This is a genomic window from Kribbella sp. NPDC055110, assembly GCF_053607525.1.
On the sequence record NZ_JBSGTS010000010.1, the window covers coordinates 98,583 to 113,078 of the forward strand.

13 protein-coding genes are annotated in these 14,496 nt (G+C 67.4%); 6 read left to right on the top strand and 7 right to left on the bottom strand.

The window, feature by feature from the left end:
- Window positions 1-6: 6 nt before the first annotated feature.
- Window positions 7-2,235, top strand: coding sequence for a heavy metal translocating P-type ATPase (locus ACWF0M_RS18025; RefSeq protein WP_452236796.1), 2,229 nt, complete (start codon window positions 7-9; stop codon window positions 2,233-2,235).
- 55 nt (window positions 2,236-2,290) lie between these two features.
- Here ACWF0M_RS18025 and ACWF0M_RS18030 read toward each other — a convergent pair whose 3' ends face one another.
- From ACWF0M_RS18030 to ACWF0M_RS18050, 5 genes are all read right to left on the bottom strand, one after another.
- Window positions 2,291-3,832 carry a glycoside hydrolase family 13 protein gene (locus ACWF0M_RS18030; RefSeq protein WP_452236797.1) on the bottom strand — a complete coding sequence of 514 codons (1,542 nt, stop codon included), beginning with the start codon at window positions 3,830-3,832 and terminating at the stop codon, window positions 2,291-2,293.
- A gap of 75 nt (window positions 3,833-3,907) precedes the next feature.
- On the bottom strand, window positions 3,908-4,777 hold the full coding sequence (locus tag ACWF0M_RS18035) for a carbohydrate ABC transporter permease (protein WP_452236798.1): 870 nt from the start codon (window positions 4,775-4,777) through the stop codon (window positions 3,908-3,910).
- Window positions 4,774-5,721, bottom strand: coding sequence for a carbohydrate ABC transporter permease (locus tag ACWF0M_RS18040; protein WP_452236799.1), 948 nt, complete (start codon window positions 5,719-5,721; stop codon window positions 4,774-4,776). Before ACWF0M_RS18040 ends, ACWF0M_RS18035 begins: the two co-directional genes overlap by 4 nt.
- The gene (locus ACWF0M_RS18045) at window positions 5,721-7,082 is read right to left on the bottom strand and encodes an ABC transporter substrate-binding protein (protein WP_452236800.1); all 1,362 of its coding nucleotides are present in this window, start codon (window positions 7,080-7,082) and stop codon (window positions 5,721-5,723) included. The genes ACWF0M_RS18040 and ACWF0M_RS18045 overlap by 1 nt, the downstream gene beginning before the upstream one ends.
- Before the next feature lie 170 nt (window positions 7,083-7,252).
- Window positions 7,253-8,245, bottom strand: a complete 993-nt coding sequence (locus ACWF0M_RS18050) for a LacI family DNA-binding transcriptional regulator (protein WP_452236801.1) — start codon at window positions 8,243-8,245, stop codon at window positions 7,253-7,255.
- Between the two features lie 117 nt (window positions 8,246-8,362).
- Between ACWF0M_RS18050 and ACWF0M_RS18055 the strand changes: the two genes are divergently transcribed.
- The 3 genes from ACWF0M_RS18055 to ACWF0M_RS18065 are packed head-to-tail and all read left to right on the top strand — an operon-like array spanning window position 8,363 to window position 11,196.
- On the top strand, window positions 8,363-9,610 hold the full coding sequence (locus ACWF0M_RS18055; protein WP_452236961.1) for a DUF4032 domain-containing protein: 1,248 nt from the start codon (window positions 8,363-8,365) through the stop codon (window positions 9,608-9,610).
- A gap of 51 nt (window positions 9,611-9,661) precedes the next feature.
- Window positions 9,662-10,156, top strand: coding sequence for a SigE family RNA polymerase sigma factor (locus ACWF0M_RS18060; protein ID WP_452236802.1), 495 nt, complete (start codon window positions 9,662-9,664; stop codon window positions 10,154-10,156).
- Window positions 10,156-11,196 carry a hypothetical protein gene (locus tag ACWF0M_RS18065; protein ID WP_452236803.1) on the top strand — a complete coding sequence of 347 codons (1,041 nt, stop codon included), beginning with the start codon at window positions 10,156-10,158 and terminating at the stop codon, window positions 11,194-11,196. Before ACWF0M_RS18060 ends, ACWF0M_RS18065 begins: the two co-directional genes overlap by 1 nt.
- A gap of 2 nt (window positions 11,197-11,198) precedes the next feature.
- Here the strand turns inward: ACWF0M_RS18065 and ACWF0M_RS18070 are convergent, their stop codons facing one another.
- Both ACWF0M_RS18070 and ACWF0M_RS18075 read right to left on the bottom strand, forming a co-directional pair.
- Window positions 11,199-11,600, bottom strand: coding sequence for a type II toxin-antitoxin system VapC family toxin (locus tag ACWF0M_RS18070; RefSeq protein WP_452236804.1), 402 nt, complete (start codon window positions 11,598-11,600; stop codon window positions 11,199-11,201).
- On the bottom strand, window positions 11,600-11,872 hold the full coding sequence (locus ACWF0M_RS18075) for a type II toxin-antitoxin system Phd/YefM family antitoxin (protein ID WP_452236805.1): 273 nt from the start codon (window positions 11,870-11,872) through the stop codon (window positions 11,600-11,602). Before ACWF0M_RS18075 ends, ACWF0M_RS18070 begins: the two co-directional genes overlap by 1 nt.
- Before the next feature lie 197 nt (window positions 11,873-12,069).
- On the opposite strand from ACWF0M_RS18075, the gene ACWF0M_RS18080 reads away from it, so the two are divergent.
- Complete coding sequence (locus ACWF0M_RS18080; RefSeq protein WP_452236806.1) at window positions 12,070-13,317, top strand: ROK family protein; 1,248 nt, start codon at window positions 12,070-12,072, stop codon at window positions 13,315-13,317.
- Complete coding sequence (gene dgoD, locus ACWF0M_RS18085; protein ID WP_452236807.1) at window positions 13,314-14,459, top strand: galactonate dehydratase; 1,146 nt, start codon at window positions 13,314-13,316, stop codon at window positions 14,457-14,459. Before ACWF0M_RS18080 ends, dgoD begins: the two co-directional genes overlap by 4 nt.
- Window positions 14,460-14,496: the final 37 nt, after the last annotated feature.

A 14,496-nucleotide genomic window follows, 5' to 3' on the forward strand; every position in this document is an offset into this window, starting at 1 on the left:
TTCATCATGACCAGCACCGAGCCCGGTCAGTCCGTCGAACTCATCATCGGTGGTATGACGTGCGCCTCGTGCGCCGCCCGGGTGGAGAAGAAGCTGAACCGGATGGACGGTGTCACCGCGACCGTCAACTACGCCACCGAGAAGGCGAAGGTGACGTACGCGGACGGCATCTCCACCGACGATCTGGTCGCCACGGTCGAGCAGACCGGATACACCGCCTCGCTCCCGACGCCCGCCGTCGAGTCGCAGGACGAGGAGCCGGACGAGCTGAAACCCCTGCGGGAGCGGCTGATTGCGAGCATCGTGCTCGCGGTGCCGGTGATCGCGTTCGGGATGATCCCGGCGCTGCAGTTCGAGTCGTGGCAGTGGGCGTCGCTGACGCTGGCGTTCCCGGTGGTGACGTGGGCGGCGTGGCCGTTCCACAAGGCCGCCTGGACCAACCTGCGGCACGGCGCCGCGACGATGGACACACTGATCTCGCTGGGTGTGGTGAGCGCGTTCCTGTGGTCGCTGTACGCGCTGTTCCTCGGCTCGGCCGGCCAGCCCGGCATGAAGATGCCGTTCACGCTGATCCCGTCCCGCGGGAGCGGCGCGGAGGAGATCTACCTCGAGGTCGCGGCCGGCGTCACCACGTTCATCCTGGCCGGCCGGTACTTCGAGGCGCGGGCGAAGCGCCGCTCGGGGGCCGCGTTGCGGGCCCTGCTCGAACTCGGCGCGAAGGACGTCGCCGTTCTGCGCAACGGGACCGAGACCCGGATTCCGGCCGACCAGCTCGTCGTGGGTGACGAGTTCGTCGTCCGGCCGGGCGAGAAGATCGCCACCGACGGCGTGGTCGTCACCGGCAGCAGCGCGGTCGACGCGTCGATGCTGACCGGCGAGTCCGTGCCGGTCGAGGTCGGCGAGGGCGACCCGGTCGTCGGCGCGACCGTCAATGCCGGTGGCCGGCTGGTGGTGCGGGCGACCCGGGTCGGCTCGGACACGCAGCTGGCGCAGATGGCGCGGCTGGTCGAGGACGCCCAGAACGGGAAGGCCGCCGTACAGCGGCTGGCCGACAAGGTGTCCGGGATCTTCGTGCCGATCGTCATCGGATTGGCGCTAGCAACGCTAGGTTTCTGGCTGGGCAACGGTTCGCCGCTCGAGGTCGCGTTCACGGCCGCGGTCGCCGTACTGATCATCGCCTGCCCGTGTGCGTTGGGTCTGGCCACGCCGACCGCGCTGATGGTCGGTACCGGTCGGGGCGCGCAGCTGGGCATCCTGATCAAGGGGCCGGAGGTGCTGGAGTCCACGCGGCGGGTCGACACCGTCGTACTGGACAAGACGGGCACCGTCACCACGGGCCGGATGGAGTTGGTCGACGTACTGCTCGCTCCGGATCAGGATCGGGCCGAGGTACTGCGGTTGGCCGGGGCGCTCGAGCACTCGAGCGAGCACCCGATCGCGCAGGCCGTGGCGCGGGCCGCCCTGGAGGCGGGGAAGCTGCCGGAGGTCGAGGACTTCGGGAACGTCGAGGGCCTTGGTGTGCAGGGGATCGTCGACGGGCACGCCGTACTTGTCGGGCGGACGCGGTTGCTGGAGGAGTGGAGCCAGTACCTGCCATCACAGCTCGCGCACGCGAAGGAGCATGCCGAGGCCGAGGGCAGTACGGCGGTAGCGGTCGGCTGGGATGGGCTTGCACGGGCTGTGCTGGTCGTCGCGGACACCGTGAAGCCGACGTCCGTGGAGGCGATCGCTCAGCTGAAGTCGTTGGGTCTGCGTCCGGTACTGCTGACCGGTGACAACGAAGCGGTGGCGGCGAAGGTGGCCGGTGAGGTCGGTATCGACGAGGTGATCGCCGAGGTCCTGCCGGCCGGCAAGGTCGACGCGGTGAAGAAGCTGCAGGACGAGGGCCGCGTGGTCGCGATGGTCGGTGACGGCGTCAACGACGCGGCGGCCCTCGCCCAGGCCGACCTCGGGCTGAGCATGGGCACCGGGACCGACGTGGCGATCGAGGCGAGTGATTTGACGCTGGTGCGTGGTGATCTGCGCGCCGCTGCGGACGCCATCCGGCTCTCCCGCAGCACGCTCCGCACGATCAAGGGCAACCTGTTCTGGGCCTTCGCCTACAACGTGGCTGCTCTCCCGCTGGCGGCCGCGGGGTTGCTGAACCCCATGCTGGCCGGGGCTGCGATGGCGTTCAGCTCGGTGTTTGTGGTGTCGAACAGCCTGCGACTGCGGAGATTCCGCCCGCTCAGCTGACGGTTCATGGGGGCCTTGCACAGGTTATTGCCTGTGCAAGGCCCCCACTTCTTGTTCACCGAACCCAGGCTGTGGTGTCTGGGGGGAGGGCTCCGTGGTCTAGGGGGATGCTTGTTAGGAGGATCTCCTCGTGGGGTGGGAGGGGGACGGGGGTGGGGCTTAGGTTGGTGATGCTGGTGAGGTTCTCGCGTTGGAAGGTGAGGACTTCGGGCGGGGAGTCGAGCCAGGTCAAGGCTCCGTCGCCCAGGAGGGTGCGGCGGAGGTGGAGGCCGGTGCGGTAGAGAGTCAGCATCGAGTTCTGGTCGTCGTGCTGGGACTCGACCGTCAGGTTCTTCCAGTCGGCCGGTTGCGGGAGCCACGGCGTACCCGTTCCGAAACCGAACGGCGGCTCCTTGCCGGACCACGGTAGGGGCACACGGCAACCATCTCGTCCGCGGTCGGCGCCCTTCGAGCGCGTGAAGATCGGGTCCTGCAGCAGTTCGTCGGGCAGGTCCTCCACCTCGGGCAGCCCAAGTTCCTCGCCCTGGTACACGTACAGACCACCTGGTAGCGCCATCGCCAACAGCGCGGCCGCCCGCGCACGACGTTCCCCGAGCACCAGATCGGTCCGCATCCCGTGCTTGCGGTCCTGGTGCGAGAAGGACGTGTCCGCGCGCCCGTACTTCGTCACCGGTCTCGTGACGTCGTGGTTCGACAGGACCCAGGTCGGCGGCGCTCCGATCGGGACATGGGTGGAGAGCGTGAGGTCGATCGACGCCTTCAGTTCCGCGGCTTCCCAAGGACGGGACAGGAAGTCGAAGTTGAACGCGGTCTGCATCTCGTCCGGCCGCAGGTACAGCGCGAACCGTTCCTGATCCGGCATCCACATCTCACCGACGAAGAACCTGCCGTCGTAGGCGTCGGAGATCCGCCGCCAGCCGCGGTACACCTCGTGCACCTCGTCGTGGTCGGTGTACGACTCCTCGACGCTGTCCAGATCCTTGAACAGTACGGCGGCGCTGTCGATCCGGATCCCGTCGACGCCGCGGTCCAGCCAGAACCGGAGGATGTCGTGGAACTCCTCGACCACCTCGGGGTTGCGCCAGTTGAAGTCGGGCTGCTCGGGGGCGAACAGGTGCAGGTACCACTCGCCGTCCTCGACCTGGGACCAGGCGGGTCCGTTGAAGATCGACTGCCACTCGTTGGGCGGTCCGTCGCCGTTGCCCGGGCGGAAGAGGAACCGCTCCCGCTCGGGTGATCCGGGGCCGGCCTGGAGCGCCTGGACGAACCAGTCCTGTTGGTCGGACCCATGATTCGGCACGATGTCGATGATCGTCCGGATATCCAGGGCGTGCGCCTCCGCGATGTACGCCTCCGCCTCGGCGAGGGTGCCGAACGCCGGGTCGATCGCGCGGTAGTCGGCCACGTCGTACCCGCCGTCGGCCATCGGCGACGGGTACCACGGGTTCAGCCAGATCGCGTCGATCCCGAGCTCCGCCAGGTACGGCAGTTTCGCGCGCAGACCGGCCAGATCACCGATACCGTCATCGTTGCCGTCCGCGAAACTCCGCAGGTACACCTGGTAGATCGCAGCTCCACGCCACCATTCGTCGGCCATCGAATCTCCTTATCCTTTGAGGCTTCCGGCCCCTCCACTCCACCCCGCCCCCGAGCGGAGCGAGGGGCGGTTCTCTTATCCCTTGAGACTTCCGGCCGTCAGGCCGGCCATGATGCTGCGCTGGAATACGAAGAAGACGAGGATTGTGGGCAGGCTGGCGATCACCAGTGAGGCGATCAGGACGTTCTGGGGCATCTGGGCGGACAGGGACGCGATGCCGACGCTGATCGACATCTTGTCCGTCTCCGGCAGCACCAGCAGCGGCCAGACGAAGTCCTTCCAGACCGTGACCACGGACAGGATCGACACCACGCCGATGATCGGCCGTGACACCGGCAGCACGATCGACCAGAGGATCCGCAACGGCGACGCACCGTCGATCTCGGCCGCTTCGAGCAGCTCGCGAGGAATCGAGTCGAAGAACCGCTTCAGCAGGAACACGAAGAACCCGTTCGCTGCCGCGGGCAACCAGATCGCCCACGGCGTGTTCAGCAGGTCCGCGTGCAGGATCGGCAGGTCCTTCGCCACCAGGTACGTCGGCAGCAGCAGGACCATCGGCGGGATCATCAACGTCGCCAGCATCGCACCGAGCACGAGCTTCCCGAGAACGGGCCGCAACTTCGACAGCGCGTACGCCGCCGACACGTCGACCGCCAGCGTGAACAGCCAGGCGCCACCGGCGTACACGGCGGTGTTCTTGAGGAACACGCCCAACTGAAGCTGGTCCCAGGCCTCCTTGTAGACGCTGAAGTCGACCGACTTCGGGAAGAAGCTGGGTGGGATCTGCGCGAGCTCGTCGGGCGACTTGAGTGCGCCGCTCACCATCCAGTAGAACGGGAAGACGAACGCGCCGGTGAAGCCGACGACCGTGACCGTGAGGATCGTCCAGTAGATGATCCGGCCGCGTGGGGTGCGGAGCGCGAGGGGTGACACCAGGGTTCTCATCGCTCGGCCTCCTCGCGGGACACGCGCAGGTAGATCGTGGAGAACACCAGCAGAACGATCATCAGCATCAGGCCGAGAGCCGATCCGCCGCCGAAGTCACCGAAGTTGAACGCGTACTGGTACATCAGGTACGCGACGGTGACGGTCGCGTTCTCCGGGCCGCCGCCGGTCAGCAGGTACGGCTCGATGAAGACCTGCATGGTCGCGACGACCTGCAGCAGCAGCATCACCAGGAGGATCAGCTTGGTCTGGGGGATCGTCACATGCCTGACCCGCTTGAACAGGCCGGCTCCGTCCAGCTCCGCCGACTCGTACAGGTCACCGGGGATGCTCTGCAGTGCGGCGAGGTAGATCAGCGTGCCGGTGCCGAGGTTCATCCACGTCGACACGATCACCAGGCTGACGAGCGCCGTACTCGTCGAGTCCAGCCAGCTCAACGGCGGGAGATGCACCGCGTCGAGCGCCTGGTTGAACAGGCCGGCTCCGGGGTCGTAGAACCATTTGAACAGCAGTACGGCGACCGCGGGCGGGAGCATCACGGGCAGGTAGACGACGAAGCGCAGGTACGCCTTCGCGTGCTTGAGTTCGTTGAGCACAACGGCCAGCACGAACGGTACGGCGTACCCGATCACGAGAGCCAGCCCGCTGAACGCCGCGGTGTTCAGCCACGCGGCCCGGAACGCCGGGTCCGCGATCACCGTGCGGAAGTTGTCGAACCCGACCCACTCCCCCGGGTCGACGAAGTTGTTCTGCTGGAAGCTCAGCACGATCTCCCGGAACATCGGATACCAGGAGAACAAGGCGAAACAGATCAGCGCAGCGCACAAGAACCCGTAGGCGGTGAGATTACGCCCCACCGCCCTGCGCAGGGCGCCGTGGTCGTCGGATCGCGGGTCCGTCGCCCCCAACTGAGGACGACGGACCCGCTCCTCGGTCACCGTCATTACGTGTTCTTCGCGAGGATCTTGTTGGCCTTGCCCTCGGCGTCACTGAGCAACTTGTCGATGTCGGCGTCCTTGCGGGTCAGCACCGCGGACATCGCCACGTCGAGCACGGCGTACAGCTCCTGCGCCTTCGGGGGTTCGAGCTTGTTGGTGATGTTTCCCTGCGCGGCGACGTACGGCGTGAAGTTGTCGACCGGGACGGTCGCGTACTGCTTGCGCAGCGAGGTGATCTCGTTGCCCGGGGCACTGTTCCCGTACAGGTCCGGGATCGGCAGACCAACCGGCCGGCCCTGTTCCTTCGACCGCGCGTAGTTGAACTGGCCCTGGCCCGGCGTCAGCTCGTGGAACTCCAGCCACAGCAGGCCGGCCTTGATCTTCTCCGGCGACGCCTTCGGATTGAACATGTACCCGTCGCCACCACTCAGCGACGACTTCCCGTCGGACTCCGGTACGGCGGTGACGCCGTAGTCCTCGAACTTGCCCTTGAAGTCGTTGTTCACCGACTGCACGACGTCCGGCGCACCGATCATCATGCCGAGCTTGCCGCCGCCCATCATGCGCATCAGGTCCTCCCACTGCAGCAGCTGCTTGCTGCCCATGGAGTTGTCGTCCCAGCGCATCTTCTTCAGGTTCTCCAGGACGGCCTTGCCCTCGTCGCTCTTGAACGCCGCGGTCTTCCCGTCGTCGCTGACCATCGACCCGCCGCGCGCGTACAGCTCCGCGGCGAAGTGCCAGCCGCCGGTGTTCCCGGCCGAGTACTCACCGAAGCCGACGTACCCCGGGCCGAGTGCGGCGATCTTCTTCGCGGCCGCCCGGACGTCGTCCCACGTCTTCGGCGGGTTGGCCGGGTCGAGACCGGCCTGCGTGAACAGCTTCCGGTTGTAGACCAGGCCCATGTTGTAGTTGTTCCGCGGCAGGCCGTACGTCTTGTCGCCGTCCTTGAAGACGCTCATCACGTCCTTGCGCAGGTCGTTGACCGGCTTCACGGTGCCGACGTACTGGCTGATGTCCGCGGCCTGCTTCTTGTCGATGATCTTCCGGACGTCGGTGTAGTAGACGTAGAAGACGTCCTCCTGCGTCCCGCCGGCCAGCTTCGCCTGGAATGTGTCCGGGTTGATGCACGGGAACGCATCCTTGCCCTCGACCGTGATATTCGGGTGCGCCTGGTGGAACGCGGCGACATCCGCCTCCCAGGCCTCGCGCTCCTTCGGGTTGCTCTTCGGCGGCTCGCAGCCGACCGTGATCGTCACCGGACCGTCGGCCGCCCCCGCGGCCTTTTTGTCGTCCGATCCACAGGACGCGGCCACCAGCCCGAGTCCCATCACCAGCAGCAGGCTGAGCCCGCGGCGCGTTGTGGTCATCTCCACCCTCTCCCTTGACTCGTGCCGACACCGTAGGGAACTGGACGCGTGAACGCAATACTTCGATCTGGGATTGCAAAATCGTGACTTCCCATGGGAGATTGCGTGCGGGAGGGCAAACGACAGCAGCCGCCGACCTCATCGGTCAGCGGCTGCCTGGTGTTAGGTGGCTAGATGCGGGCTCGCGCGGTGGAGGCGCGGACGACGAGCTCAGGCTCGAAGAGGAGTTCGTCGGCGGGGACAGCAGCGCGTTCGATCAGGGCGACCAGCATGTCGACGGCGGCGCGGCCCATCGCGTCGATCGGCTGCCGGACGGTGGTCAGCGGCGGGTCGGTGCAGTTCATCATCGCGGAGTCGTCGTACCCGATCACCGAGACCTCGTCGGGGACGCTCAGTCCGGCTCGCCGTACGGCGCGGATGGCACCGAGGGCGAGGATGTCGCTGGCGCAGACGATCCCGGTGACACCGGAGTTCACCAGCTTGGTCGCCGCCGCGTGCCCGCCCTCGAGCGAGAACATCGTGTGCTCGACCAGCCCCGGATCCGCCTCCTCCGCGGCCATGAACGCTTCGAGCTTGCGCCGCGACGGGATGTGGTCGCGCGGGCCGAGGACCATCCCGATCCGCCGGTGTCCAAGGGCACGGAGGTGGCCGATCGCCATCTCCGCCGCGACATAGTCGTCCGACGAGACCTGCGGGAAGCCGAGGTGATCGACGGCCGCGTTGACCAGTACGGTCGGCAGCTTCCGCTCCTGGATCAACTCGTAGTGCTGGTGCGGCGCGTCCGCCTGCGCGTAGAACCCGCCGGCGAACACGACCCCCGACACCTGCTGCTGCAGGAGCAGATCCACATAGTCGGCCTCGGACACGCCGCCGACCGTCCGGGTGCAGAGCAACGATGTGAACCCTTGCTGCGCGAGGGCTCCGCCGACGACCTCGGCGAACGCCGGGAAGATCGGGTTCTGCAACTCCGGCAGCACCAGGCCGACCAGCCGGGCACGGTCACCCCGGAGCTGCGTGGGCCGCTCGTACCCGAGCACGTCGAGCGCGGTCAGGACGGCTTCCCGGGTCGCCTCGGACACGCCGGGCTTCCCGTTCAGCACCCGGCTCACGGTAGCTTCACTGACGCCGACCTTCTTGGCCACCTCTGCAAGTCGTCGTGTCATGACGCAAACTCTACGCCTATTCACGCAAGAACTTGCAAGTACTTGCGTCAATTTCTCCACCTGCCGGGGGAAGGCAGGAGAGCGGAGGCGTGGTCGGTACCTCGCTGAACGCTCAGGATTCCTGACACACTGGGAGCCGTGCCTCGATTCGTCGCCACCCGCCCGGACACCGGTCTGCTGTCGCTCCCATGGGACGTCCCGCTGGAGGACTGGCCCGAAGACCAGCTCGTCGCGCTGCCGCGCGGTATCTCGCGGCACGTGGTCCGCTTCGTCCGGGTCAACGGCAGCGTGTACGCGATCAAGGAGGTCCTCGAACACCTGGCGATGCACGAGTACCGCCTGCTCCGCGACCTCGAACGGCTGGAGGCGCCGTCCGTCGAGCCCGTCGGCGTGATCACCGACCGGGTCGACCGCAACGGTGAGCCGATCGACTCGATCCTGATCACCCGGCACCTGCAGTTCTCGCTGCCGTACCGGGCACTGTTCTCCAGCACGCTGCGCCCCGACACCGTCAACCGGCTCATCGACGCCCTGGTCGCGTTGATCGTCCGGCTGCACCTGCTCGGCTTCTTCTGGGGCGACTGCTCGCTGTCGAACACCCTGTTCCGGCGCGACGCGGGCGCGTTCGCGGCGTACCTGGTTGATGCCGAGACCGGTGAACTGCACCAGGACATCTCCGACGGGCAGCGGGCGCACGACCTCTACACCGCGGAGATCAACCTGTTCGGGGAACTGTCCGACCTGCAGGCAGGCGGTCTGCTCGACGACGACATCGATCCGCTGGAGACCATCGAGTCGATCACCGCGCGGTACGAGGCGCTGTGGAAGGAGCTCACCGCGCCGGAGGAGTTCGCGGAAGACGAGATGCACCGGCTCGACACGCGGATCCGGCGGCTGAACGAACTCGGCTTCGACGTCGCCGAGATCGACATCATCACCGACTGGGACGGCAGCCAGGTCCGCATCCAGCCGAAGGTCGTCGACGCCGGCCACCACTCCCGCCGACTGCTCAGGCTCACCGGCCTGGACGTCGAGGAGAACCAGGCCCGCCGGCTGCTCAACGACCTGGACTCGTACGCCGCCGCGACCGACCAGCAGAACGAGGACGAGGAGATCGTCGCCCACCAGTGGCTGACCGAGGTCTTCGAACCCGTCGTCCGCTCGGTCCCCCGCGACCTCAAGCGCAAACTCGAGCCCGCCGAGGTGTTCCACGAGGTGCTCGAGCACCGCTGGTTCCTGTCCGAGCAGGCCGGTAACGAGGTCGACACGATGGAGGCGGCCCGCTCGTACGTGAACGACGTACTGGCCGCGAAGCCGGACGAGAAAGTCGCGCTACCGACGCCGACGCTCCCCGAACCTGACTGATCCCTGCAACGTTCCGGCGCCCACCAGCGTGATGTGGGTGGGAGGTACCGGATGAAAACGCCCGACTTCGACGACTGGGTGGCACACCGGGGAGCCGCGCTGCTGCGGTTCGCCTACCTGCTCACCCGCGACCACGCCCGCGCCGAGGAGGCAGTGCAGGATGCGCTGATGGCCGCGTACTCCCGGTGGACCCGGATCTGCCGCGGCCAGGATCCCGAGGCGTACATCCGCCGCTCGATCGTGAACGCCGACATCTCCCGCTGGCGCCGCTTCCTCCGCCGCGAAACACCAACCGCTGATCCGGTGCAGACATCGTCCCGTCCGGATCACGCCGACGCGCAAGCAGAGCAGGACGCGGTGTGGACCCTGTGCGCGACGCTGCCTTCGAAACAACGGGCCGCTGTCGTACTGCGGTACTACGAGGATCTCCCGGACGCGGAGATCGCCGTGATCCTGGACTGCTCGCCCGCCACCGTCCGCTCACAGATCCACCGTGCGCTGGCATCACTCCGCACCACCATCGGAACCGAGGAGGTCAAGGGCTGATGGACGCATCCGAGAAGCTGATCGCGGACACCCTGTCGAAGCACGCGGCCGACGCACCAGCCGACGACCACCTCCTGGCCGTCGTCCACGCTCGACTGCGCCGCCGCCGTACCGGTCGCTCGATCGGCACCGCCGTCGTCGCCGCGGCGGTCGTTGCAACTGCGATCACCGCGGCGCACTCCCTCACCACCGAGACGCGGACCGACCCACAGGTGAGCCGGCCGGGACCGGCAGACGCCGGGTGGCGGTGGGAGTCGTACAAAACAGTGCAGGTCCAGGTCCCGTCGAGCTGGACGCAGTACATCTCCGGCCCGGCACCGTGTACGACGTTCGCGAACTCGGCCGTCCCCTCGATCGGACGGTTGAACGGCTGGCTCGGCAAAGACTGGTACACCTGCAGCGACGCCGTACTACCGCTGAACAGACGGCAGCCGTACCTCTGGTTCGACGACGTCCAGGCGCCCGGGATCAAGCGGTACGACGCCGGGTGGACCGAGGAGACCCGACTCGTCGCCGGCACGAAGATCAGCGTGCTGACCAAGGACGACGCACTCCGCCGCCGCATCTTGGACTCGGCCCGTCCGATCACCGGCACGGACTACTACGGCTGCCCGCCGACGGACCTCGGACCGCAGGGCACGGGTCTGGATGCGAAGGATCAGATCACGTCGGCCGACGTCTGTGAGTACTGGCATGGCTCGCTCGTGTCTGGATCCCAGCTCGGCAGCGAGACCGCGACCGCGTTCGGGCAGCGAGTGAACAGCTCGCCGGAAGGTCCACAATCACCCCGCGCCAAGGGGTGCGGCAACATCGACCAGCGAACGTTCGTCGTCACCCTGCACGGCCGCGCCAGGTCCTACCCGGTCTGGATCATCGCCGACTACTGCATCACGGACCACACCTTCGCCACCGACGACGGCACCACCCAGCGCCGCGCCGACGGCAGCACCCTCGGCCTGATCCAGCAAGGCGTCCACAAACCCATCCAGCCCAGCGACACCTTCGACCCGGTCCGCCCGATCACCCCGCCAAACCGCTGACCTCAGGACATCCCAGGGCTGGCAACGGGCAGCCCGATCGCCTTGGCTGTCGCCAGCAGACGCCGGTCATAGCTGACGAACGCGGTCAGCTCGTCGCCCAGAACCGCGTCCGCCGTCGCGAGGTGAATCGCGTCGAGCGACCGGATCCACGGATCCTGGTAAGCAGCTGCGGTGCTACGGACCGTCTCATCGACGTCGTACACGGAAACGTGGGCCAGGACGGATGGGGTGGACGTGAGAAGAGCAGGCTCAGATCGCCGGAGGGCGCGAGGCAATTCCACCTCCACCAAAGCCGATGAGACGAAGATCCGATCAACTTGCTCGTTGAGCCAATCGACGAGCGCGTCCGACGCGGTCTCGCGTCGGACGAGCTTCACCAACGCCGCTGTGTCCAGATAGATCATCAGTAGCGCTCCTCGTCACGCATCTGCTCCAAGAGAGCACCGGCCTCGTGATCAGTGCGCACCTCACCCTTCGGCCGTGAGAAGGCTCTGACGAGTCGAGCCGGCCGGAGGTTCCCCGTGGCGAGCAGCCACGCTGTTGGCGACGGCTCGGCCGGCACCAGGCGCGCGACGACCACGCCGCGTTCGGTGATGTCGATCTCCTCGCCTTGCTTCACCCGGGCAAGCACCCGGGCGGTTTCCTGGTTCAACATCCGGATCGGAACTTCAGCCATGACCTCATTGTAGTACATATTTGACTGACACCGCCTTCTCTTGTTTCTCGCCAGAGAAGGTACGGGTGTTCTGGGCTCGGGAATGATCCTCGAGCTGTGGCTGGAATTGTTCGAGCACTTCGCGGTTTGTGTCAAGAGTGTGAACTCAGTTTGTCAGTTTTGTTGACGCCGGTTCGGAGTTCGTCAATACTTTTCGTGTGGCTGCCAAGGACACCGGATCTCTGCGAGCGCTACGGCGCACCAACTCCGAACGGATGCTGTCCGCGCTCATGGAGCACGGAGCACTGCACCGGGCGGAGCTGGCGCGGATCTGCGGCGTGTCCCGGACGACGGTGTCGACGATCGCGGCCGACCTGATCACCGGCGGCGTGGTGATCGAGGTGGTCGGCGACCAGGTCGCCCGGGCCGGGATCGACGCGTCCGAGGTCGACGGCCGGGCCCGCGGTTTCCTGCGCGCCAACCCGGCGGCCGGTGCGGCTGCCGGCCTCGACTTCACGCTCGAGCGCGTCTGGTGCCACCTCATCGACCTGTCCGGCGCGACCCTGGCCAGCGACGGCGTCCGCGTAATTCGGGACACCCCGTGGCAGGAGCGGCTCGCGGGCGGGATCGAGCTGCTCGACGGCCTGCTGAAGCAGACAGGGCGCGTTCGCGACAACCTGGTCGGCGTAGCGATCGGTGTGCCCGGACCGATCGACCTGCAGACCGGTGTGGTCGGTCCGTCGCTGCCGGGGCAGGCCTGGGCCGGGGTGAACGTCGCGGCGGAGTTCGGCCGGCGTCTCGACGTACCGGTGCTGGTGGAGAACAACACGCGACTGGAGGCGGTAGCCGAGTTCACCTGGGGAGCTGGGCGGGACGTCCGCGACGTGCTGTATCTCGGGTTATCGACCGGGATCGGGTCCGGACTGCTTGTCGACGGCAACCTTCACCACGGTGGGGCGCGCGGTGGCGGTGGCGAGATCGGCCACCTGTCGGCGGACTCGAACGGTGCGCCCTGTCCGTGCGGGAATCGCGGCTGCCTGGTGCAGTACGCGTCGCTTCCCGCCGTACTCGCGGCTCTCGCGCCGGTGCTCGGTGAGGACGCCGGCCTCGACGAGCTGCTCGCGGCGGCCGCCGACGGTCAGCCGGACACCCTACGAGTGCTGCGTGAAGCCGGTGAGCTGACCGGCCGGGTGCTCGCGAACATCTGCAATCTGCTGAACCCGGAGCGGATCATCGTCGGCGGCGAGCTGGCGCGGGCGGGCGATCTGATCCTGGATCCGATCCGCGCCACTCTGCGCCGTACGGCGATGTCACTCACCCGCGACGCCGACGTCGTCGCGGGTGAGCTCGACCTCGGCGCCCGCGCCGGTGCGTCCGGGGCCGCCGCACTCGTGCTCCGTCAGACCGACCAACTGGTCGCTGCGCTCCTGTCCGCCCCTGACCGGCAACCGAATGAGGCAGTGTGAAGATCGTCGGATACGAGACGTTCCTGGTGGCGCCGCGGTGGCAGTTCCTGCGGATCGACACCGACGAAGGGATCAGCGGCTGGGGCGAACCGATCGTCGAGGGACGCGCGGAGGCCGTCCAGGGCGCGGTCGCGGCCCTGATGGAGTACCTGGTCGGCGCGGATCCGTTGCGGATCGAGGAGCACTGGCAGGTGATGGCGAAGGGCGGCTTCTACCGCGGCGGTCCGGTGCTGTCGAGTGCGCTGGCCGGGATCGACCAGGCGCTCTGGGACATCAAGGGTCGCTATCACGAGGTGCCCCTGCACGAGTTGCTCGGCGGACCGGTCCGGGAGCGGGCGCGCGTCTACACCTGGGTCCACGGCCGCGACAACGCGCAACTCGTCGACGAGGCCAAAGCCAAGGTGGAGAAGGGATTCACGGCCCTCAAGCTCAACCTGTCCGAGGCACTGCCGCCGATCCCGTCGCCCGCGCAACTCCGGGCGGCGGTGAGTCGGGTCGAGGCCTTGCGTGGCGCACTCGGCGACGGCGTCGACATCGCGCTCGACTTCCACGGCCGGTTCAGTACGGCGGCGACGCGGCAGATCCTGCCGTTGCTCGAGCCGCTGCTGCCGATGTTCGTCGAGGAGCCGGTGCTGCCCGAGTTCGCCCGCGACCTGCGGCGGATCACCGAATCGACCAGCATCCCGATCGCCACCGGCGAGCGGCTGTTCTCCCGCTGGGACTTCCGCGACGTGCTGACCACCGGCATCGCGGTCGCTCAGCCGGACATCTCGCACGCGGGCGGCATCTCCGAAGTACGACGGATCGCCGCGATGGCCGAGGCGTACGACGTGAGCGTCGCGCCGCACTGCCCACTCGGACCGATCACGCTGGCCGCGAGCCTGCAGCTCGACTTCGCGATCCCGAACTTCCTGATCCAGGAACAGAGCCTCGGCATCGAGTACGGCGGCGGCAACGCGCTCCTCGACTACCTGGTGGACCCGGACGTGTTCGCGTTCACCGACGGGCATGTACAACGCCCGACCGGTCCTGGCCTGGGCATCGAGGTCAACGAGGACGTCGTACGAGCAGCGGCCGCGGAGCCACACAGATGGCGGTCGCCCGTGCTGCGGCACGACGACGGGTCCTTCGCAGAATGGTGAACCCGCCCATGGGCTGGAACAGCTGGGACTGTTTCGG